Annotated in this window: 20 protein-coding genes and 1 riboswitch; of the genes, 8 read left to right on the top strand and 12 right to left on the bottom strand. The window is 71.8% G+C overall.

Translation table 11 applies throughout. From position 1 onward, the window contains the following. Positions 1-14: 14 nt before the first annotated feature. From carB to pyrR, 5 genes are read right to left on the bottom strand one after another with little or no spacing between them, the layout of a single operon-like run. Positions 15-3,305: a carbamoyl-phosphate synthase large subunit gene (gene carB, locus AB0B89_RS19025; protein WP_358554111.1), complete on the bottom strand. Its 3,291-nt coding sequence runs from the start codon at positions 3,303-3,305 to the stop codon at positions 15-17. Then, complete coding sequence (carA, locus tag AB0B89_RS19020) at positions 3,298-4,452, bottom strand: glutamine-hydrolyzing carbamoyl-phosphate synthase small subunit (protein ID WP_358554108.1); 1,155 nt, start codon at positions 4,450-4,452, stop codon at positions 3,298-3,300. Before carA ends, carB begins: the two co-directional genes overlap by 8 nt. Then, positions 4,449-5,753 (bottom strand): dihydroorotase, encoded by a 1,305-nt coding sequence (locus AB0B89_RS19015; protein ID WP_358554105.1) that lies wholly within the window; start codon positions 5,751-5,753, stop codon positions 4,449-4,451. The genes carA and AB0B89_RS19015 overlap by 4 nt, the downstream gene beginning before the upstream one ends. Next, positions 5,750-6,685 (bottom strand): aspartate carbamoyltransferase catalytic subunit, encoded by a 936-nt coding sequence (locus tag AB0B89_RS19010; RefSeq protein ID WP_358554103.1) that lies wholly within the window; start codon positions 6,683-6,685, stop codon positions 5,750-5,752. The genes AB0B89_RS19015 and AB0B89_RS19010 overlap by 4 nt, the downstream gene beginning before the upstream one ends. Beyond that, positions 6,682-7,302 carry a bifunctional pyr operon transcriptional regulator/uracil phosphoribosyltransferase PyrR gene (gene pyrR / locus AB0B89_RS19005; RefSeq protein ID WP_358554100.1) on the bottom strand — a complete coding sequence of 207 codons (621 nt, stop codon included), beginning with the start codon at positions 7,300-7,302 and terminating at the stop codon, positions 6,682-6,684. Before pyrR ends, AB0B89_RS19010 begins: the two co-directional genes overlap by 4 nt. Before the next feature lie 461 nt (positions 7,303-7,763). On the opposite strand from pyrR, the gene AB0B89_RS19000 reads away from it, so the two are divergent. Beyond that, entirely contained in the window at positions 7,764-8,258 is a 495-nt protein-coding gene (locus AB0B89_RS19000; protein WP_189166358.1) for a transcriptional regulator, read from the top strand. A 521-nt stretch (positions 8,259-8,779) separates the two neighbouring features. Here AB0B89_RS19000 and AB0B89_RS18995 read toward each other — a convergent pair. From AB0B89_RS18995 to AB0B89_RS18985, 3 genes are all read right to left on the bottom strand, one after another. Next, entirely contained in the window at positions 8,780-9,220 is a 441-nt protein-coding gene (locus AB0B89_RS18995; RefSeq protein WP_358554096.1) for an SAV_6107 family HEPN domain-containing protein, read from the bottom strand. A gap of 598 nt (positions 9,221-9,818) precedes the next feature. After that, positions 9,819-10,649, bottom strand: coding sequence for an aminoglycoside phosphotransferase family protein (locus AB0B89_RS18990; protein WP_358554093.1), 831 nt, complete (start codon positions 10,647-10,649; stop codon positions 9,819-9,821). A 310-nt stretch (positions 10,650-10,959) separates the two neighbouring features. Further along, entirely contained in the window at positions 10,960-11,799 is an 840-nt protein-coding gene (locus tag AB0B89_RS18985; RefSeq protein ID WP_358554090.1) for a L,D-transpeptidase family protein, read from the bottom strand. Positions 11,800-11,929: 130 nt separating this feature from the next. Between AB0B89_RS18985 and AB0B89_RS18980 the strand changes: the two genes are divergently transcribed. Beyond that, positions 11,930-12,406, top strand: a complete 477-nt coding sequence (locus AB0B89_RS18980; protein ID WP_358554087.1) for a YbaK/EbsC family protein — start codon at positions 11,930-11,932, stop codon at positions 12,404-12,406. A gap of 85 nt (positions 12,407-12,491) precedes the next feature. Beyond that, on the top strand, positions 12,492-13,046 hold the full coding sequence (locus tag AB0B89_RS18975) for a GNAT family N-acetyltransferase (RefSeq protein ID WP_358554084.1): 555 nt from the start codon (positions 12,492-12,494) through the stop codon (positions 13,044-13,046). Between the two features lie 7 nt (positions 13,047-13,053). On the opposite strand, the gene metF is transcribed toward AB0B89_RS18975, so the two are convergent. Next, complete coding sequence (gene metF / locus AB0B89_RS18970) at positions 13,054-13,992, bottom strand: methylenetetrahydrofolate reductase [NAD(P)H] (RefSeq protein WP_358554081.1); 939 nt, start codon at positions 13,990-13,992, stop codon at positions 13,054-13,056. Positions 13,993-14,235: 243 nt separating this feature from the next. Between metF and AB0B89_RS18965 the strand changes: the two genes are divergently transcribed. Then, on the top strand, positions 14,236-15,303 hold the full coding sequence (locus AB0B89_RS18965) for a polyprenyl synthetase family protein (protein ID WP_358554078.1): 1,068 nt from the start codon (positions 14,236-14,238) through the stop codon (positions 15,301-15,303). Positions 15,304-15,473: 170 nt separating this feature from the next. Here the strand turns inward: AB0B89_RS18965 and thiE are convergent, their stop codons facing one another. The 3 genes from thiE to AB0B89_RS18950 are packed head-to-tail and all read right to left on the bottom strand — an operon-like array spanning position 15,474 to position 17,683. Continuing rightward, positions 15,474-16,112 carry a thiamine phosphate synthase gene (gene thiE, locus AB0B89_RS18960; protein ID WP_358554075.1) on the bottom strand — a complete coding sequence of 213 codons (639 nt, stop codon included), beginning with the start codon at positions 16,110-16,112 and terminating at the stop codon, positions 15,474-15,476. Then, entirely contained in the window at positions 16,090-16,464 is a 375-nt protein-coding gene (locus AB0B89_RS18955; RefSeq protein WP_358554072.1) for an Rv2175c family DNA-binding protein, read from the bottom strand. The genes thiE and AB0B89_RS18955 overlap by 23 nt, the downstream gene beginning before the upstream one ends. 49 nt (positions 16,465-16,513) lie before the next feature. Then, positions 16,514-17,683, bottom strand: a complete 1,170-nt coding sequence (locus AB0B89_RS18950; protein WP_358554069.1) for an FAD-dependent oxidoreductase — start codon at positions 17,681-17,683, stop codon at positions 16,514-16,516. 138 nt (positions 17,684-17,821) lie between these two features. Then, positions 17,822-17,934: riboswitch (TPP riboswitch) on the top strand. Here AB0B89_RS18950 and thiO point away from each other — a divergent pair. From thiO to AB0B89_RS18930, 4 genes are all read left to right on the top strand, one after another. Next, positions 17,930-19,231, top strand: coding sequence for a glycine oxidase ThiO (gene thiO, locus AB0B89_RS18945; RefSeq protein WP_358554066.1), 1,302 nt, complete (start codon positions 17,930-17,932; stop codon positions 19,229-19,231). Its footprint overlaps the riboswitch before it by 5 nt. Further along, a complete protein-coding gene (gene thiS, locus AB0B89_RS18940; protein ID WP_358554063.1) occupies positions 19,228-19,428 on the top strand; it encodes a sulfur carrier protein ThiS in 201 nt (66 codons plus the stop codon). Before thiO ends, thiS begins: the two co-directional genes overlap by 4 nt. Positions 19,429-19,501: 73 nt before the next feature. Continuing rightward, positions 19,502-20,290: a thiazole synthase gene (locus tag AB0B89_RS18935; RefSeq protein WP_358554136.1), complete on the top strand. Its 789-nt coding sequence runs from the start codon at positions 19,502-19,504 to the stop codon at positions 20,288-20,290. Between the two features lie 73 nt (positions 20,291-20,363). Next, the coding region (locus AB0B89_RS18930) for a protein kinase (RefSeq protein ID WP_358554060.1) at positions 20,364-21,235 on the top strand (872 nt) is incomplete at its 3' end.

The raw sequence follows: 21,235 nt of genomic DNA, 5'->3' as shown, positions 1-21,235 counted from the left end.
CTCCCGCCTGGTCGTCAGCCCCTCAGCCGCTGGGCGTGCTCCTGGAGCGACCGTACGCCCACGGAGCCCGCGGCGATCGCCTGGATGCCCTGTACGGCCGCACCGAGGCCCTGCACAGTGGTGACGCACGGGATGTCCCGCAGGACGGCCGCCGTGCGGATCTCGTATCCGTCGAGCCGGGGGCCGGACTGGCCCGGGCTGCCGAAGGGGGTGTTCACGATGAGGTCCACCTCGCCGTCGAGGATCCGGGTCACGATGGTCGGCTCACCGTCCGCACCGGCGCCGTCGCTCTGCTTTCGCACGATCTTGGCATGGACGCCGTTGCGGCGCAGCACCTCGGCGGTGCCCTCCGTGGCCAGGATCTCGAACCCCAGGTCGGCAAGAGCCTTCACCGGGAAGATCATCGCCCGCTTGTCGCGGTTGGCCACCGAGACGAACGCCCGGCCCTTGGTCGGCAGCGAGCCGTAGGACGCCGACTGCGACTTGGCGTAGGCCGTGCCGAAGACCTCGTCGATGCCCATGACCTCGCCCGTGGAGCGCATCTCGGGGCCGAGGATCGTGTCGACGCCCAGGAACCGGTTGAACGGCAGCACGGCCTCCTTGACCGCGATGGGCGCGTCCAGGGGCAGAGTGCCGCCGTCGCCCGTGGCGGGCAGCATGCCCTCCTCGCGGAGCCCGGCGATGGTGGCGCCCATCATGACCCGGGCCGCGGCCTTGGCCAGCGGCACGGCGGTCGCCTTGGACACGAACGGCACCGTACGGCTCGCACGCGGGTTGGCCTCAAGGACGTACAGGACGTTGGCCGACATGGCGTACTGGACGTTCAGGAGCCCGCGCACGCCCACTCCGCGCGCGATGGCCTCGGTGGCGGCGCGGATGCGCTTGATGTCGAACCCGCCGAGTGTGATCGGCGGCAGCGCGCACGCCGAGTCGCCGGAGTGGATGCCGGCCTCCTCGATGTGCTCCATGACCCCGCCGAGGTAGAGCTCGGCGCCGTCGTACAGCGCGTCCACGTCGATCTCGATGGCCTCGTCGAGGAACTTGTCCACCAGCACCGGGTGGTCGCTCGCCGCCCCGGCCAACGCCATGTACGCGCTCAGCGTCTCCTCGTCGTACACGATCGCCATGCCCGCGCCGCCGAGGACGTACGAGGGGCGCACGAGGACGGGGTAGCCGATGTCCCCGGCGATGGCCCGCGCCTCCTGCACGGTGACGGCGGTGCCGTGCTTGGGAGCGGGCAGCCCGGCCTCGGCGAGCACCCGCCCGAACGCGCCGCGCTCCTCGGCCAGGTGGATCGACTCGGGGCTGGTGCCGACGACGGGCACGCCCGCGTCCTTCAGCGCCTGGGCGAGGCCCAGCGGCGTCTGCCCGCCGAGCTGGACGATCACCCCGGCGACCGGCCCTGTCGACCGCTCGGCGTGCACGACCTCAAGGACGTCCTCCAGGGTGAGCGGCTCGAAGTAGAGCCGGTCGGAGGTGTCGTAGTCCGTGGAGACCGTCTCGGGGTTGCAGTTGACCATCACGGTCTCGTACCCGGCGGCCGAAAGTTCGAACGAGGCGTGCACGCAGGCGTAGTCGAACTCGATGCCCTGCCCGATGCGGTTCGGCCCGCTGCCCAGGATGATCACCTTGGGGCGGTCGCCGTACGGGACCTCGGTCTCCTCGTCGTAGGTCGAGTAGAGGTAGGGCGTCTTGGCGGCGAACTCGGCGGCGCAGGTGTCCACGGTGTTGTAGACGGGCCGCACGCCGAGCCCCTGGCGCAGCGCCCTGACCTCGGGCTCGGGAAGGCCGTGGATCTCGGCGATCTGCGCGTCGCTGAAGCCGTGCCGCTTGGCGCGGGCCAGGGCGGCCTCGGTCAGCTCGCCCTCGCCGAGCGCCCGGGCCTCCTCGTCGATGAGGAAGAGCTGGTCGAGGAACCACGGGTCGACGCTCGTGGCCTCGTGCAGCTCCTCGATCGTCGCCCCGGCCCTGATAGCCTGCTGCATCGTGCGCAGCCGCCCGTCGTGCGGCGCGCGGGAGGCGTTGAGAAGGGCCTGCTTGTCGCCGGGCTCCCCCGCCCAGCTGAAGGACGATCCCTTCTTCTCCAGCGATCTCAGGGCCTTCTGGAGGGCTTCGGGGAAGGACCGGCCGATGGCCATGGCCTCGCCGACCGACTTCATGTGGGTGGTGAGGGTCTGGTCGGCCCCGGCGAACTTCTCGAAGGCGAAGCGCGGCACCTTGACCACGATGTAGTCGAGCGACGGCTCGAACGACGCCGGGGTCTCACGGGTGATGTCATTCGGGATCTGGTCGAGGGTGTAGCCGACGGCGAGCTTGGCCGCGATCTTGGCGATCGGGAAGCCGGTGGCCTTGGAGGCCAGCGCGCTCGACCGCGACACGCGCGGGTTCATCTCGATGACGACCATGCGCCCGGTGCGCGGGTCGACCGCGAACTGGATGTTGCAGCCGCCGGTGTCGACCCCGACCTCGCGGATGACCGCGATCGCGACGTCGCGCATGTTCTGGTACTCGCGGTCGGTCAGCGTCAGGGCCGGGGCCACGGTCACGCTGTCGCCGGTGTGCACGCCCATCGGGTCGATGTTCTCGATGGAGCAGACGATGACGACGTTGTCGGCCCGGTCGCGCATGACCTCCAGCTCGTACTCCTTCCAGCCGAGGATCGACTCCTCAAGGAGCACCTCGGTGGTCGGCGAGGCGTCGAGCCCGGCGCCCGCGATGCGGCGCAGGTCGTCCTCGTCGTAGGCGAACCCGGACCCGGCGCCGCCCATGGTGAAGCTCGGCCGCACGACCACCGGGTAGCCGAGGCCGTCCGCCGCGACGAGGCACTCCTCCAGCGTGTGGCAGATCGCCGACCTGGCCGACTCGGCGTTGAGGCCGTACTCGTCGGCCACCTTGGCGACGATCTGCTTGAACAGCTGGCGGTTCTCGCCCGCCTGGATCGCGTCGATGTCCGCGCCGATGAGCTCGACGCCGTACCGCTCCAGCACCCCGGCCTCGTGCAGCGCCACGGCGGCGTTGAGCGCCGTCTGGCCGCCGAGGGTGGGCAGCAGGGCGTCGGGCCGTTCCCTGGCGATGATCTGCTCGACGATCTCGGGCGTGATCGGCTCGACGTACGTCGCGTCGGCGAACTCCGGGTCTGTCATGATCGTCGCCGGGTTGCTGTTGACCAGGATGACCCGGTAGCCCTCGGCGCGCAGGACCCTGCACGCCTGGGTGCCCGAGTAGTCGAACTCGCACGCCTGCCCGATCACGATCGGCCCGGAGCCGATGACCATGATCGAGCTGATGTCAGTGCGCTTAGACACTCTCGCCCTCCGTCTTCACCGTCGTGCCCGGGCGCGCCATCAGGGCGCAGAACTCGTCGAACAGGCCCGCCGCGTCGTGCGGGCCGGCGGCGGCCTCGGGGTGGTACTGCACGCTGAACGCGGGGTAGTCCAGCAGGCGCAGCCCCTCCACGCAGCCGTCGTTGAGGTTCACGTGGCTGACCTCCGCGCGGCCGTACGGGGTGTCGAACGGCCCGTCCAGGGGCGCCTGTACGGCGAAGCCGTGATTGTGGGCGGAGATGTCCACCTTGCCGGTGCGGCGGTCCTGAACCGGCTGGTTCACGCCCCTGTGGCCGTACCGCAGCTTGTACGTGCCGAGCCCGAGGGCGCGGCCGAGGATCTGGTTGCCGAAGCAGATGCCGAAGACCGGCCTGCCCGCGTCCATCACGCCCGTGAGCGCCTCGACGGCGTAGCCGGCGGTCGCCGGGTCGCCCGGCCCGTTCGACAGGAACACCCCGTCAGGGTCGAGGGCGAGGATGTCGGCCGCCGTCGCGCCCGCCGGGAGCACGTGGACCTCACACCCCCGCTCGGCCATGCGGTAGGGCGTCATCGCCTTGATGCCGAGGTCGACCGCCGCGACCGTGAACCGCTTCCTCCCGTGCGCGGGGACGACGTACGGCCCGGCCGTGGAGACCTCCTTGGCGAGGTCGGCGCCCACCATGGAAGGGCTGTTCCGCACCCTCTCGGCCAGCTCCTCCACCGAGGCCGTGGGAGAGGTGAAGACCCCGGCGCGCATGGCGCCGCGCTCGCGCAGGTGGCGGGTGAGCGCGCGCGTGCCCGGCATGGCGATGCCGACCACGCCCTGCGCGCGCAGTTCCTCGTCGAGCGAGCGGCGGGAGCGCCAGTTCGAGGCGACCCGCGCGGGCTCGCGCACGACGTACCCGGCGACCCAGATGCGGGACGACTCAGGGTCCTCGTCGTTGACGCCGGTGTTGCCGATGTGCGGCGCGGTCATCGCCACGATCTGCCGGTGGTAGGAGGGGTCGGTGAGGGTCTCCTGGTAGCCGGTCATCCCGGTGGAGAAGACCATCTCGCCGAACGTCTCGCCCTCGGCGCCGTACGGCGTGCCGTGGAAGGCCCGGCCGTCCTCCAGGACGAGGACCGCTGTGCCCGTGGTCGCGCGCGTCACGTGAGCTTCCCTTCGAGAACGGTGGGACGGCCGCGCAGGAAGGTCGCGACGACCCTGCCCGGCAGCGTCATGCCCTGGTAGGGCGTGTTGCGGCTCTTGGAGGCGAATCCGCCCGGGTCGACCGCCCAGCGTACGGAGGGGTCGACCAGGGTGAGGTTCGCGGGGGCGCCCGCCCGGAGCGGCCCGCCGTGGCCGGACAGCCGCCCGATGCGGGCGGGACGCGCGGACATGCGGTCGGCGACGCCCTCCCAGTCGAGCAGGCCGGTCTCGACCATGGCCTCCTGGACCACCGACAGGGCGGTCTCCAGGCCGATCATGCCCATGGCCGCCGCCGGCCACTCGGTCTCCTTGTCCTCGACCGGGTGCGGCGCGTGGTCGGTGGCCACGCAGTCGATCGTGCCGTCGGCGAGGGCCTCGCGCAGCGCCCGCACGTCGGTCTCGGTGCGCAGCGGCGGGTTCACCTTGTAGATCGGGTTGTACGCGCCCGCCGGCGAGGTCTCCGCGCAGGCGTCGGTGAGCAGCAGGTGGTGCGGGGTCACCTCGGCGGTGACGTCCCAGCCCTTCGACTTCGCCCAGCGGATGATCTCCACGGAGCCCGCCGTCGAGACGTGGCAGATGTGGAGCCGGGAGCCGACGTGCGCGGCCAGCAGGCAGTCACGCGCGATGATCGCCTCCTCGGCGACGGCCGGCCAGCCGGTCAGCCCGAGGCGGCCGGACACCGAGCCCTCGTTCATCTGCGCGCCCTCGGTCAGGCGCGGCTCCTGCGCGTGCTGGGCCACCACCCCGTCGAACGCCTTGACGTACTCAAGGGCCCGGCGCATCAGGACGGCGTCGGAGACGCACACCCCGTCGTCGGAGAAGACCCGGACCCGGGCCGCGCTGTCGGCCATCGCGCCGAGCTCGGCGAGCTGCCTGCCCGCGAGGCCCGCCGTGACGGCGCCCACCGGCTGCACGTCGCAGTGCCCGGCCTCCTGGCCGAGCCGCCAGACCTGCTCCACGACGCCCGCCGTGTCGGCGACCGGCGAGGTGTTGGCCATGGCGTGGACGGCGGTGAACCCGCCGAGCGCCGCCGCCGCGGTGCCGGACTCGACGGTCTCGGCGTCCTCACGGCCGGGCTCGCGCAGGTGGGTGTGCAGATCGACCAGGCCGGGGAGCGCGATCAGCCCCTCGGCGTCGACACGGGCCGCGCCGGCGCCGCCGATCTCGCCCGGGGCGCCGATCGCGGCGATGTACCCGTCTTCGATGAGGATGTCCCGCGGCTCGCCCCCGAGGACGCGGGCGGCTTTGACGAGATAGCTCACTGGTTCCCCCCGATCGCGGGCTCGGAGCCGGACAGAAGCAGGTAGAGGACGGCCATGCGCACGGTCACGCCGTTGGTGACCTGCTCGACGATGGTCGAGCGGGCGGAGTCGGCGACCTCGGCGGCGATCTCCATACCGCGGTTCATCGGCCCCGGGTGCATCACTATCGCCCCCTCGGGCATCCTGCCGAGCCGTTCGGGGTCCAGGCCGTAGCGGCGGCTGTACTCGCGGGCGGAGGGGAAGTACGAGGCGTTCATCCGCTCGTGCTGGACGCGCAGCATCATCACCACGTCGGACTTGGGCAGCACGGCGTCGAAGTCGTAGGAGATCTCGCACGGCCAGTCGCCCATGGCCACCGGCAGCAGCGTCGGCGGCGCGACGAGCGTCACCTCGGCGCCCAGCGTGTGCAGCAGGTGGACGTTCGAGCGGGCGACCCTGCTGTGCAGCACGTCGCCGACGATCGTCACCCTTCGGCCGTCGAGCTCGCCGAGGCGCCTGCGCATGGTGAAGGCGTCCAGCAGCGCCTGGGTCGGGTGCTCGTGGGTGCCGTCCCCGGCGTTGACCACGCTTCCGTCGACCCAGTTGGCCAGGCGGTGCGGGGCCCCGGAGGCGCCGTGGCGGATGACCACGGCGTCGGCGCCCATCGCCTGCAGGGTGAGCGCGGTGTCCTTGAGGCTCTCGCCCTTGGACACGCTCGACCCCTTGGCCGAGAAGTTGATCACATCGGCTGACAGGCGCTTGGCGGCGGCCTCGAAGGAGATGCGGGTGCGGGTGGAGTCCTCGAAGAACAGGTTCACGACGGTGCGCCCGCGCAGGGTCGGCAGCTTCTTGATGGAACGGTCCGAGACCTGCGAGAGCTGCTCGGCGGTGTCGAGGATCAGCAGCGCGTCGTCGCGCGACAGGTCGGCCGTGGACAGCAGGTGGCGGTTCATCGCTGGCCTCCCCTCAGCAGGACCGCGTCACGCTGGTCGGTCTCCGCCAGGCACACCCGTACGGTCTCCGCGCGCGAGGTCGGGAGGTTCTTGCCGACGTAGTCGGCGCGGATCGGCAGCTCGCGGTGGCCCCGGTCGACCAGGACGGCGAGCCGTACGGCCGTGGGACGGCCGAGGTCGTTGAGCGCGTCGAGGGCCGCGCGTACGGTGCGGCCCGAGTACAGGACGTCGTCGACGAGCACGACGATGCGGCCGTCCACCCCGTCCTCGGGGAGCTCGGTGCGGCCGAGGGCGCGCGCCGGCTTCAGCCTCAGGTCGTCGCGGTACATGGTCACGTCGAGGGAACCGGTGGCCACCGGATGACCTTCGACCTGCTCGATGCGGTCGGCGAGCCTGCGCGCCAGGAAGGTCCCCCGGGTGGGGATGCCGAGGAGCAGGAGCTGGTCGGGGCCCTTGGCGCGTTCGAGGATCTCGTGGGCGATGCGGGTGAGGGCCCGGTTGATGTCGGGGGCCTCCAGCACCGCGCGCTCGCCGTCATGCGGCCGCTGGCCGTCACGCGGCTGGTCACCGTCGTGCCGTGGATCGTCGTCGCGCGCCTGGTTTCGGGCGGCGTTCATGAGGGTCACCACCTTTCCCGCCTCACAGGACGGGTCTTAAAGGAACTGGCTCGCCCACGTTATCAGCCTTGAAGGAAACCTCCCGAACCGGTTCGGCCTCCCTAACCTGGGCAGATGCCCGTATGCCGGGATCATGCGCCGGGCCTGCCGGCCCCATCCGCCGCGCCGGAGCCGTACGGAACCCGTGCGGCCGCTGTAAGGAAGGAGCGGGTGCGGCGCTTGAGACCGAGCAGATCAGGGCCGGACCGGACAGGATTCGGCATCTTTTTTCCAATCAGCTTGACCAAACACGTCCACACCTTTACCGTCACTGTCCGTAACCACACCTCGCGACGTTCTCGGGTAAACCACGACGCGTCGGTCACCGATGGTGCCTCCCCGGGTGCCACCCGATCGCCGTGGCATTCGTCGCAAGGCGCACAATAAGTGAGAACGTTCATAGAAAGCCGGGGGGCCAAACGATGCCGTCTGACTACGCCAAGTCGCTGGGCGCACGACTCCGCGCCATCCGCACCCAGCAGGGACTATCACTGCATGGAGTCGAAGAGAAGTCGCGGGGAAGGTGGAAGGCCGTCGTCGTGGGCTCCTACGAGCGTGGCGACCGTGCCGTGACCGTGCAGAAGCTCGCCGAGTTGGCCGATTTCTACGGGGTGCCTGTTTCGGAGCTGCTCCCTGGCGGCTCGGCGCCGAGCCCTCTCGGGCCCACGCCGAAGCTCGTGATCGACCTTGAGCGCCTTGCCCAGTTGCCCAAGGAGAAGGCCGGGGCACTCGCCCGTTACGCGGCCACGATCCAGAGCCAGCGTGGTGACTACAACGGCAAGGTGCTGTCGATCCGCCAGGAGGACCTCCGCTCCCTGGCGGTCATCTATGACAAGTCCCCCACCGAACTCACCGAAGAGCTCATCAACTGGGGCGTCCTCGACGCCGAGGCCCGCCGCGCCGTCGAGTCCTTCTAGCCGAGTCGCACGGCCACCAACCGTGCCGGCAGGGCCCCAGCGGACCGCGTGCCCCGCACCGGCCTGATCGCCGAGCGCGCATCCGGCACGCTCGCCGGGGCGGGCATACCAGCTCGGTCGCCGGACGGACCTCCCGGCCTGATCGCCGGGCGGGCTCCCGGCCCGCCCGGCGGACTCGTCTCCACCGGGGTGGTCCGTCGTGGCGCTGGTCCGTTAGGCTGTCGCCAGCGCCGCTGGACCCACACATCACAAGCGGGGCCGGTGGTCGCCACCCTCACAACGTGGACCACGGGGACAGGCGACAGGCACGCCGTCGACCGGACAGGTGACGTGGACCACGGGACAGGCGACAGGCGCGCCGTGGACCACGGGACAGACGGCGCATACGCCGGCCCACGGGCAGGCGACAGCCACGCTCGGGCTCACCGCCGGAGCAGGTCGAGCTCACCGCCGGAGCAGGACGTTCGTCAGCGACGCTCGGGCTTCATAGAGGCGGGCCGTGTGCGCGGGACCCCGCCGGATCACCCGGCCAAGGGAGCCCTCACCGGAAGCGTGGACTGGCCGGGGACACCCAGGATGCCCTCGACGACGCCGACGAAGGTGTCGGCCTCGGTGATCAGCTCATCGGCGTCTCGCGCCGACACCACGCGCACCATGCCGGCCTCCGCCGAGGCACGCTTGGTGGCGCTCACCGCGAAGTAGGCCGCCCACTGCGCGAGCCTGGGCTCGGCCTCGGGGAGCAGCTCCCACGCGCTGCGGAGCCGTCGCCTGCGGCCGTCCATCGGCCGGGGCAGGGCCGCGAGGATCGCGGCCGCCGCACGCAGTGCGGCGAGATGTGCCGAGACATAACGCTCGGCGGGGGTGTGGGCCGCCGACGCGTCGGCGAGACAGGAATGCGCGTCGGCAAGGTGCGCGCGCACGGTCTGTGAAATCCGGGGACCTTCTCCGGACTCTCGAGTCATGACACCCTCCTTGGGGTCGTGGCCCCGGCGGTGACCGCCGGTGATAACACAGTCGCAGACACCACCGACAATTTCGGTGGTCCGCTGGTCGTGGTCACTCGGCCGGCTCGTACCTCGCTCCCTCGCCCCGGTCGCCCTCTGGCGCCCGGCGGCGTCACGCCCGGGCGCTGTGCGCACCCGTTCCCATGCCTCTCGGCCCGCCCCGCCATCCGCCGGAGCGGTGCCAGGCCCGGTGGTTCTCGTTCCGCCCCGGCTTTTCGCCGCGTCGGTTCTCGATCCGCCCGGCTCTCGGCCCACCCCGTCTTCCGCTGGGGCGGATCTGGGTTCGATGGTTCTCGGTCCGTGGGTTCTGGTCCGTGGGTTGTCGGTCCGATGGGTTCTCGGCGGGCCTTGGTGCGTTCTCTCGGGCCGGACGAGGAGCTTCCCCTCTCCCCGTCCGGCCATCGGTGCGCGTGGCGAGACCGTCGCCGACGACGCTCTCTCGCCGTGTGGTGAGGGCGGGCCGCGAGTCCCACCCTCACCATGTCGAACATAAATTCGATGACCCACGATGTCAAGCGTCAAACGAACACAGGTTCGATCACGTGCGACACCGTGGTCATATGAGCCGGTCGGCGATGGCCGGGCCCTCCCGCCGGATCCAGGCCTCGGCCCGGGGCAGCCGGTGCCTCGCGCCCTCGTCCCACATGCGCCTGAACGCCGGGTCGACCTCGGCGGCGGCGCGCATGTTGACGTGGAAGCGGTGCACCATGCGCGTGACGGCGGGCACCAGAGCCCGGCGCTGGCCGGCGGTCATGCCGTAGGCTCCGGCGAAGATCGCGACCCTGCGGGGAATGTCGAGGTCCACGAAGGCGGGAGCCCTGTCCCGCTCATCCAGCAGCGGCGCCCAGTAGTACAGGGCGTTGGCGAGGTCGTCGACCTTCGACGTCGGCTTGGCGAGGTCGAAGTCGATGAGCGCCGCCGGCAGCCCGTCGCGGAAGACGACGTTGCCGGGGCAATAGTCCCGGTGGCCGACCACGGGGGCCTCCCCGTCGGGGGTCGAGCTCGTGACCCGGACCCCGGGAGTGCCTCCCCAGACCGCGTCCTGAGGCGGCGTCCACCCCTGGGCGGCGTCGTGGAGCCGCCGGATGAGCCGCGCGAGCGCGATCAGGACCTCCTCCCCCGCCGTCTCCGGCGGCAGGGGTTCGCGCGGGACGTCTCCCGGGACGAACGAGAGCACCTCCCGGCCCTGGTCGTCGACGCTGAGGGGAACGGGAGCGTGCGGGAATCCGGCGGCGTGCAGGTGCGCCAGGTACGCCTGCACCGTCATCGTGAACGGCCTCACGGGGCGGCGGACGGTGTCGCCCGCGCGCGTGATCCCCTGGGTGACGCCGTCTCCCACCAGGGGCACCTCGCCGGGCGGGACTGGGTCAGGGTTCGAATCCGTCATGCGGCTCCTCGGCTCCTCGGCACACCGGCCGGCGCGGGCATCCATCCCCAGCATGGTCGCACCCCCCGGCCTGGAGGAGATCGCCGGCGAGCGAGGCGGGCCAGGCCGGAGACGGCGAGCGGGACGGGACGGGCCCCAGACGGCGAGCACGGCGGGTGGCGAGACGGGGAGCGTGGTGGGGCGGGGGCGAGATGGCGAGGGCCGCGGTCGTCGGGACGACCGCGGCCCTCGTGCGGGACGGCTCGGCTCAGCGCTGGAACTTGCCCCCCACGCGCACCGGGACCCCGGTGCCCCAAAAGGACGGCTCGGCTCAGCGCTGGAACTTGCCCCTGACGTGCACCGGGACCCCGGTGCCCAAAAGGGACGGCAGGACCTGGGCGACGTGCATCGGAAGCCGCACGCACCCGTGGGACGCCGGGGCGAGCGGGACCGACAGCGCACCGTGCAGGGCGATGCCGCCGTTGAAGAAGATCGGGTTGTACAGCTGGCCGAGGTAGGACTTGTGCCAGCCGGACCGGCGCCAGGTGGTCTTGAAGTCACCCGTCGGGGTCCTCGCGTCACCGCAGAACCGCTGCGTCTTGCCCTGCCAGGTGGCCGTCTCGCAGTAGGGGATGCCGCTCCCCGAGGAGATGTGGGTGATGAGCTTCACCTGCCCGGCCCTGTAGAGCACGGCGATCTGCTTGGTGAGGTTCACCTCCACCCGGTCGGGCTTGCCGGTCGGGACGAGGACCTGAGGCGCCTTGGGGGCCTCAAGCGCCCGCCACGTACGGCTGTTGACGGTGCTCGTCGGGGAGATGCCCTGGACCTTCTGGAAGGCCCAGACGGCGGACTGCGTGGTGCCGCCGTACCTGGAGTCGATCTTGCCGGGCATGTAGCCGAGCTCGCGCAGCCTGGCCTGGAGCACCTTCACCGTGACGCCCTTGGCGCCGAACCTGAGAGTGCCGTGCGGCGCCACGAAGGGCTCCGCCGCGAGCACCCGGCTGACCGGCGTCACATTGATCGTGACCGCCGGAGTGGCCGCGCGACCGGGCGCCGGGGCACCCGCTAACGCCACCGGCCCGGCCTGCTGGGCCCCCAGCCCGCAGCCCGAGACGAGCACGGCTCCCGCGGTCAGCACCACCGCGGCGGCGAGCCGCCTACCAACCCCCATGTCAGAACTTCCCTTCGAACACACCACCATCAGTTGACCGGACCCTAGCGCAATGGTCATGCCGCACCCCATACAGTCACGGAGATGTAATCAATCGCCCATGCCCGGCCGTCCTGTTTAGAGTGTTCGCGTGCCAGAGAAGCCGCATCCAAGCGTGATCAAGGTCTCCGACGCCCTCCGAGAGGCCGGAGCCGCCGGCGAGGTGGTCGTGCTCACCGACTCGGCCCCCACCGCCGCCTCGGCCGCCGCCCAGCTCGGGTGCGAGGTGGGCGCGATCGCCAACAGCCTGATCTTCGACGCCGACGGGGAGGCGTTGCTGGTGCTCACCAGCGGCGCCCACCGGGTCGACACCGGCCTGATCGCCGGGCTCGTCGGCGCCTCCAAGGTCAGGCGGGCCAGCCCCGATTTCGTGAAGGCGGCGACGGGGCAGACGATCGGCGGCGTGGCCCCGGTCGGGCACCCCGCGCCCATCCGCACGCTGGTGGACACCTGGCTGGGCAAGCACGACGTCGTGTGGGCCGCGGCCGGCCACTCGCACACGGTCTTCCCGACGACCTTCGAGGAACTCGTCCGCATCACCGGCGGCACCCCGGTCGAGGTGGAGTAGGCGGCAAATGTCGGAAAAAGGCCACGAAGGTCGGTCTCGCCACGTTCGCCCGCCGGGTGATCGCCGCCCTGCTAGTGTGCGATGAGTGATCGAACTGCGACGCGCCGGTCCCGAGGGGTTCGTCTCCGCGCTGGACACCGTGATCGACATCTACATGGCGGCGATGCGCCCACCGGTCGATCAGCTCTCAGGTCGCCAGGGCATCATGCGCAATCACGCGACATTTCCTCAATTCACCTGCCTGTTCGCCGAGACCACGGACGGCGCCGCGGTCGGTTTCGGCTACGGCTTCCACGGCATGCCCGGCCAGTGGTGGCACGACGTCGTGCGCCGCGCCCTTGCGGAACGGTCGGGCCTGCCCGTCTCTGCCGGGTGGTTCGGCAACGCCTTCGAGATCGCCGAGATCCACGTACACCCCGGCTACCAGGGCAAGGGCATCGGCCGCCGGCTGGTGCGGGGCCTGTGCGAGGGCAGGCCCGAGAGCACCGCCGTGATGTCGACCCACGACCAGCCCACGGCCGCGCGCCATCTCTACCGCCGGCTCGGCTTCATCGACCTCATGAGCATGTTCGTCTTCCCCGGCGGCTACGAGCACTACGCGATCGTGGGCAGCACGCTCCCCCTGCGCCCCCTGACGTAGAGGTCCGCTAGCCCGCGGGGACCGGGGTGGGCACAGGCGTCGGGGCCAGGGCCTGGTAGACCTCGCGGGTGGCGCTCGACTTGTTGAAGGTGATGAAGTGGATGCCCGGCGCTCCCTCGTCGAGGAGGGTCTGGCACAGCTCGGCGGCGTGCTCGATGCCGAGGCTGCGCACCGCCGCGGGGTCGTCGGCGACCGCCGCGAAGCGCTCGGCCACCTCGGGCGGGAAGGGGGCGCCCGACAGCTGCTCCGACCGCGCGATCGTGCTTATCTGGGTCACCGGCATGATGCCGGGAATGATCGGCGTGTCACAGCCCTGGGCCGCCACCCGGTCGCGCAGCCGGAGGTACTCGTCGGCCTTGAAGAACATCTGCGTGATGGCGTAGTCGGCACCGGCCCGGCACTTGCGCACGAAGTAGTCGGTGTCGGACTCGATCGACGGCGACCTCGGATGACGGTAGGGGAAGGCGGCCACCCCCACGCAGAAGTCGCCCGCCTGGCGGATGAGGCGCACGAGATCCTCGGCGTACAGCACACCCTCGGGATGCTTGACCCACTCGGCCAGCGGGTCGGCGCCGCGGGGGTCGCCGCGCACGGCGAGGATGTTGCGCACGCCCGCGTCGGCGAACCTGCCGATCAGGTGGCGCAGCTCGCGGATCGAGTGGTCGACGGCGGTGAAGTGGGCGACCGGCGTGAGCGTCGTCTCGTGGGCCAGCCGCTCGACGATCTCGACCGTGCGGTCTCTGGTGGAGCCTCCCGCGCCGTACGTCACGGAGACGAACGTGGGGCGAAGCGCCTCCAGCTCGCGGATCGCGCGCCACAGCAGCCGCGCGCCCTCATCGGTCTTCGGCGGCATGAACTCGAAGGAGAACGACCGCCCCCCGGAGGCGAGCAGCTCCCGGACGGTGGGAACGCGGTCGGGCAGGAATGAAGGACGACCCAGAGCCATGGTCCCAAGGCTACAGGTCCGGTCCGGCCCACACCCCTGGTGAACGTGCGCTCCTTGGACCGGCTTCGCGTCGCACAGGGCCACCTGGGTTCACGGCCGTGTTGTGCGACGTCTTCCCCGGCTTCGCAAGCTCACAGGCTGCCCACTCTCACCCAAGCTCCACGCCGCTTCTTTCCCCCATGAGCGAGATCACACCGGGGGCAGGTAATCGGGGCGCTCTCGTGTGGCCGTTAATCTCAGAGCATGACCACTTCCTTCGCCCTGTCGGACGCCTTCCGCTCCGAGGTGGACCGCCGCCTCCGGATGTTCGTCGACCGGCAGCGTCCCCTGGTCAGCGCCCCCGAGCTGAGTCCCCTGGTGACGACCGCGGAGGACTTCCTGTCGGGGGGCAAGCGGCTGCGCCCGGCCTTCTGCTACTGGGGCTGGCGTGGCGCGGGCGGGGAGGAAGACCCCGCGATCTACACCGCGGCGGCGTCGCTGGAGCTGCTCCAGGCGAGCGCGCTGATCCACGACGACGTGATGGACGCGAGCGACCTGCGCCGTGGCAAGCCCGCCGCGCACCGGCGGTTCCAGGCCATGCACGAGGAGTCCGGCTGGCGGGGCTCGTCGGTCCAGTTCGGCGAGGGGGCGGCGGTGCTCCTGGGCAGCCTGCTGCTGGTCTGGTCGAGCGAGATGTGGCGTACGAGCGGCCTGCCGGCCGAGGCGCTCGCCGCGGCAGAGCCGGTACACGACCTCATGCGCACGGAGCTGATGTGCGGGCAGTACCTCGACCTGCTGGAGCAGGCGCACGGGGACAACACCTTCGACAGCGCGCTGAGGGTCGCCCTCCACAAGAGCGGCAAGTACTCCGTGGAGCAGCCACTGCGCCTCGGCCTGCTGCTCGCCGCGCGCGGTCAGGAGCCGTGGCTCGACCGGCTGTGCGTGGAGTACGGCCAGAAGGTCGGCATCGCCTTCCAGCTCCGCGACGACGTCCTCGGCGTGTTCGGCGACCCGGCGGAGACCGGCAAACCGGCGGGCGACGACCTGCGCGAGGGCAAGCGCACCATGCTGATCGCCCGCACGCTCTCGGCCGCGTCCGACGGGCAGGCCGCCGACGTGCGGCGGCTGCTCGGAGACTCCGGCCTGGACGCGGCCGGCGTCGAGCGGCTTCGCGAGATCATCGAGGAGACCGGGGCGCTGACGGCGAGCGAGGAGACGATCAAGCGCTACCTGGACGACGCGCTGAGCTCGCTGGAGCGCGCGCCGATCACCGGCGAGGCCCGCGACGCCCTCGCCGAGCTGGCGGTGGCCGCCACCTCGCGCCGGAGCTGAGCCCACGACGGGCCGTACGGCACCGCAAGGCCGGGGTCAGCACCGCAAGGCCCAGGTCCGTAACGCAAGGCCCAGGTCCGTAACGCAAGGCCCAGGTCCGTAACGCTAGGCCCAGGTCAGCAGCGCGAAGCTCGGGTCGGTGCGGCGCGAGGGCGCCGTGAGCCGGGGTGTCAGGCCGCCGCGAGGCGGCGGGCGAACTCGGCGGCCGCCGCGCCCGGGTCGTCGGCCTCGGTGATGGCCCGTACGACCACGACGCGCGTCACGCCGTACGACATCACCTCGTCCAGCGTGGAGAGGTCGATGCCGCCGATGCCGAACCACGGCCGGTCGGTGTCCAGCGCCGCCGCGTGCTTCAGCAGGCCGGGCCCCGGCGCGAAACGCCCGGGCTTGGTCGGCGTCGGCCAGATCGGCCCGCAGCAGAAGTAGTCGACGCCTTCCTCGGCCGCCGCCGCGGACGCCTCCGCGTCGCTGTGGGTGGACCGCCCGATCAGGATGTCCGGCCCGAGCAGCTCGCGCGCCACGGCCACGGGAAGGTCGTCCTGCCCGAGGTGGAGCACGTCGGGACGCGCCGCGTAGGCGATGTCGGCCCTGTCGTTGACCGCGAGCAGGGTCCCGTGCCTGTCGCAGGCCGCGCGGAACACCTCAAGGAGCGCGAGCTCCTCGCGGGCCTCCAGGCCCTTCTCGCGCAACTGGACGATGTCCACACCGCCCGCGAGGACGGCGTCGAGGAACCGGTCTAGATCGCCCTGGCGGCGGCGCCCGTCGGTGCAGAGGTAGAGCCTGGCGTCAGAAACCGAGCGCCTGGGCACGCCTCTTCACCTCGGTGTGGCGGCCCGCGACGATCGCGTCGATCGGGGCCCCCGGCAGGGAGTCGTCGGCGGTGAACAGCCACCGCAGGGCCTCGACGTCGTCGTAGCCCGCGTCGGACAGGACCGTCAGCGTCCCTGGGAGGCCCTTCACCACGTCGTCTCCGGCGATGAAGGCCGCGGGGACCTCCGGCTCGGATCCGCCCCGCCGGACTCCGATGAGCCTTTTGTCCTTGAGAAGCTGCTTGGCACGCCCGGCACTCAGCCCGAGCCGCCTGCCCACTTCCGTGAGGGGGAGCCACTCTCCCACCAACTGGTCGGTTTCCCGGTCGATCTGCGCAACAGAAAGCGTCACGGAACCACAACTACCACGTCGTGCCTCTTCTCAAACACCCCACAGGGGGTCACAAGCAGTCACGCAAGGGTACCGAGGGGTCCATCGCGCGATCCACATCGAGCCTTTGCCCGCCCTCGACGATACGGCGGCCCTGCACCAGGTCACGGGGACGGTCGACGGTAAGAATAGCGGCCATCCGGTGGTCGTCGGTCAGCCAGCACGCCGCCCACTTGCGGTCGGTGGCGGGATCGCCGCGCAGCACCAGCCGGGCGCCGTCGTGGTGGCCGGCGTACTGCAGCATGCGGCCGAACTGCTCGGACCAGAAGTAGGGGACCGGGTCGTAGACGGCGGTCTCGCCCAGCAGCGTGGCCACGGCCGTCTCGGGCGCGTTCAGCGCGGTGTCCCAGTGCTCGACGCGCATGCGGCGGCCGAAGCGCCGTGACCACCAGTTCGCGCAGTCGCCGACCGCCACCACGCCCTCCATCGAGGTGCGCAGGTGCTCGTCGACCACGACGCCGTTGTCGATCTCCACGCCGGAGCCCGCGAGCCACCCGACGGTGGGCCGCACGCCGACGCCGGTCACCACCACGTCGGCGGGGATCCACGAGCCGTCCATCATGGTCAGGCCGCCCGGGTCGACCGAGCCGACCATCGTGCCGAGCCTGAGGTCGATGCCCGCCTCGGCGTACCAGGGCACGGTGCGCCCGCCCACCTCGGTGCCGAGGGCGACGGCCAGCGGTGACTGGGCGGCCTCGACGACGGTCACCTCGCATCCGGCGCGGCGCGCCGCCGTGGCGACCTCGGCGCCGATCCAGCCCGCGCCGACGACCACCACGCGGGCGCCGGGGACCAGCAGTTCCCGCAGGGCGAGCGCGTCGTCGATGGTGCGGAGCACGTGCTGGGCGCCCTCGCCGCGCAGCCTGATGGGCGAGGCGCCGGTGGCGATGATCAGGCCGTCGTACTCCAGCTCGCCTTCCGTGGTCTCCAGCGCGCCGTGGCGCAGGCCCTTGGCCGACACGCTGGTGCGCAGGTCGACGTCGAGGGCGCCGAGGTCGGAGTCGACGACCGTGGAATCCAGGTCGCCGAGCAGCACGGCCTTCGACAAGGGGGGACGATCGTAGGGGCGATGGTTCTCATCTCCGACCAGAGTGACGCGTCCTCGGTACCCGCGCGCCCGCAGCGCCTCGACACTCCGCACGCCGGCCAGTCCGGCTCCGACCACCACGACATGATTCACATCCTGACCCTAAGCGGCCAGCCGGGTAACTCGCCAACGGCGATTTGGTAACGAATTGGCTCACTATCGCGCACAGGCAGTAATGAGAACACTCAAGCAGGTGCGCAAGTCGTACGGAGGCAGGAATAGGCTGGTGTCGTCAGCACGCGCGGGAGTCCGGCGAGACCGGGCTGAGAGGAGGGCTCACGGCCCTCGACCGCCAGAAACCTGATCCGGATCATGCCGGCGAAGGGAGCGGGACCTTTGGTGGACACGCACGCGGACGTGGTCGTCGTGGGCGGGGGTGTGATCGGCCTGTCGGTCGCCTGGCGCGCCGCCCAGCGCGGGCACGCGGTGACCGTGGTGGACCCGGCGCCCGGCTCGGGCGCCTCACACGCGGCGGCGGGGATGCTCGCCCCGGTGAGCGAGGTCACCTACACCGAGGAGCCCCTGCTCCGGCTCGGCCTCGCGTCCCTGGCCCGCTGGCCCGGCTTCGCCGCCGAGCTGGCCGGCGAGTCCGGGATGGACGTCGACTACCGCACCGACGGCACCCTGGACGTCGCCTTCGGCGCCGACGACCTCGCGGCGCTCGGCGAACTGGCCGGCTTCATGGAGAAGCTCTCGCTCCCCGTGGAACGCCTGACGGGGCGCGAGTGCCGCCGCGCCGAGCCGATGCTCGCCCCCTCGGTCCGCGGCGGCGTCCTCGCTCCGGGGGACGCCTGGGTGGATCCGCGCCGGGTGACGGCCGCGCTGCTCGCCGCGCTCTCGCGCCGGGGGGTGGGCATGGTCGCCGACCGCGTCACTGGCTTCGCCGTCGAGGGCGACGCGGTGCGCGGGGTACGGCTGGCGGGCGGCGGGGCGATCGCCGCGGACCAGGTGGTGCTGGCCGCCGGAGCCTGGTCGGGATCCCTGGACGGCCTGCCTCCGGAGGTCCTCCCGCCGGTGCGCCCCGTCAAGGGCCAGATCATGCGGCTGCGCGGCGCTCCGGGGTTCCTCGGCCGCTGTGTGCGCGGGGTGGTCCACGGGTCCAGCGCGTACATGGTGCCGCGCGGCGACGGGGAGATCGTGCTCGGGGCCACCCAGGAGGAGATGGGGTTCGACACCCGCGTGACCGCCGGAGCCCTGTGGGAGCTGCTGCGCGACGCGCGCGAGCTCGTACCGGGCGTCACCGAGCTGGAGGTGACCGGCCTGTCCGCCGGCCTGCGCCCGGGGACCCCCGACAACCTCCCGGTCATCGGGCGGACCACGCTCCCGGGGCTCGTGCTGGCCACCGGCCACCACCGCGGCGGCGTCCTGCTCTGTCCCCTGACCGCCGACCTCGTCGCCGGGGAACTGGCTCCGGACGCCGGGGAGCCGGCCCCGGACGCCGGCCCCGGCCACGAAGGGGGGCTCCCTCCCGGCCACGATCCGGCCGGACGGCCCGGCCCGGCCTTCGCGGCGATCTGCTCGCCCCTGCGTTTCGGCGGGGCGCGGCACAAGGACATCACCGGCCCTCACCGATGGACGAAGGAGGAACGGGGCTCCTCCCCCGGCCGCCGGCCGGGGTCTCCCGCCCCGGAAGCGCGATGAGAGTGACCATCAACGGCTCCCCCCACGACCTGCCCCCCGGCACCACCGTCGCCCAGGCCGTCCAGACGCTGACCTCGGCCGTCGCCGGGGTCGCGGTCGCCCTGAACGACGAGGTCGTGCGGCGGGGCGCGTGGCAGTCGACCCCGCTCGGCGAGAACGACCGCGTCGAGGTGCTCACGGCGGTGCAGGGTGGCTGACCGGCGAGACACGAGCCCCGTCCTTGCGACCGGCGAGCGGCGTGAGGGCCCCGTCACCGTCGACGCGGACCCCATGGACGACGCGCTGGTCCTCGGCGGCGAGAAGTTCCGCTCGCGCCTGATCATGGGAACGGGCGGCGCCCCGTCCCTTGAGGTGCTGGACCAGGCGCTGGCCGCGTCCGGCACCGAGATCACCACGGTGGCGATGCGGCGCCTGGACCCGGCTTCGCGGGGGTCGGTGCTCGACGTCCTGCGCGACCGGGGCGTGAGGGTGCTGCCCAACACCGCCGGCTGCTTCACGGCCGGCGAGGCGGTGCTGACCGCGCGCCTGGCCCGCGAGGCGCTCGGCACCGACTGGGTGAAGCTGGAGGTGATCAGCGACGAGCGCACCCTGCTGCCGGACCCGATCGAGACCTTCGACGCCGCCGAGAGGCTGGTGGCCGACGGATTCGTGGTGCTGCCCTACATCGGGGACGACCCGGCGCTCGCGCGGCGGCTGGAGCAGGCGGGGTGCGCGGCCGTGATGCCCCTCGGCGCGCCGATCGGCTCGGGGCTCGGGATCCGCAACCCGCACAACATCGAGCTCATCGTGGAGGCGGCGGGCGTCCCTGTCATCCTGGACGCCGGCATCGGCACGGCGAGCGACGCGGCCCTGGCGATGGAGCTCGGATGCGACGCGGTCCTGCTCGCCAGCGCGGTGACGCGGGCCCGCAGGCCCGGCCTGATGGCGGGGGCTATGCGCGACGCCGTCACGGCGGGTCGTAGGGCGCGCCTGGCGGGCCGGATACCCCGGCGCCGGTACGCTGAGGCGTCCTCGCCGGCCGTCGAACCGGTCGGCGGAGAGCCATCAACGCCTTCCTGACGGGAAAACATGTCGGCATCGGTTTGGGATGTGCTTGCCCTCCCCCTGGCAAACCGCCCGTAAACTCACTCCCGTGGACACGACGGTTGCGGACCCCCTTGTAGGGCGGCTGCTGGACGGGCGCTATCGCGTTGAGTCCCGGATCGCCCGGGGTGGGATGGCCGCCGTCTACCTGGCCCTGGACATCCGGCTCGACCGCACGGTGGCTCTGAAGGTGATGCACCGATCGCTGGCCGAGGACCCCGACTTCGTACGGCGGTTCATCGGCGAGGCCAAGTCGGTGGCCAGCCTGTCGCACCCCAACGTGGTGCACGTCTTCGACCAGGGCACCGACGGCGATCACGTCTACCTCTCGATGGAGTACGTCCCGGGGCGCACCCTGCGCGACGTGCTGCGCGAGAGGAAGCGCCTGCCGGCCCGCGAGGCCCTGGAGATCATGATCCCGGTGCTCGCCGCGCTCGGCGCGGCCCACCAGGCGGGCATGGTGCACCGTGACGTGAAGCCCGAGAACGTCCTGCTGACCGACGACGGCCGGGTCAAGGTCGTCGACTTCGGCCTGGCCAGGGCGATCGAGGCGGGCAACCAGACCCGCACCGGCGTCATGATCGGCACGATCGCCTACATGTCGCCCGAGCAGGTCACCGCCGGGGTCGCCGACGCGCGCAGCGACGTCTACGCCGCCGGGGTGATGCTGTTCGAGCTGCTGACCGGGCGCCAGCCCTACCAGGGCGACAACCCCATGTCGGTGGCCTACCGGCACGTGCACGACCGGGTGCCCGCGCCGTCCTCGCTGGCGGGCGACGTGCCGCCCCTGCTCGACACGCTGGTCCTCTCGGCGACCGACCGCGACCAGAACCGGCGGCCGGCCGACGCCACCGCGCTGCTCGTCGCGGCCGTGGACGCCCACCGCATGCTGCCGCGCGACATGGGGCCGCAGCGCCCGCC

Origin of the sequence: Sphaerisporangium sp. NPDC049002 (assembly GCF_040649355.1) — a bacterium.
GTDB lineage: Bacteria > Actinomycetota > Actinomycetes > Streptosporangiales > Streptosporangiaceae > Sphaerisporangium.
The sequence above is the reverse complement of the archived record's forward strand: the minus strand, read 5'-3'. Positions and strand labels throughout refer to the sequence as shown.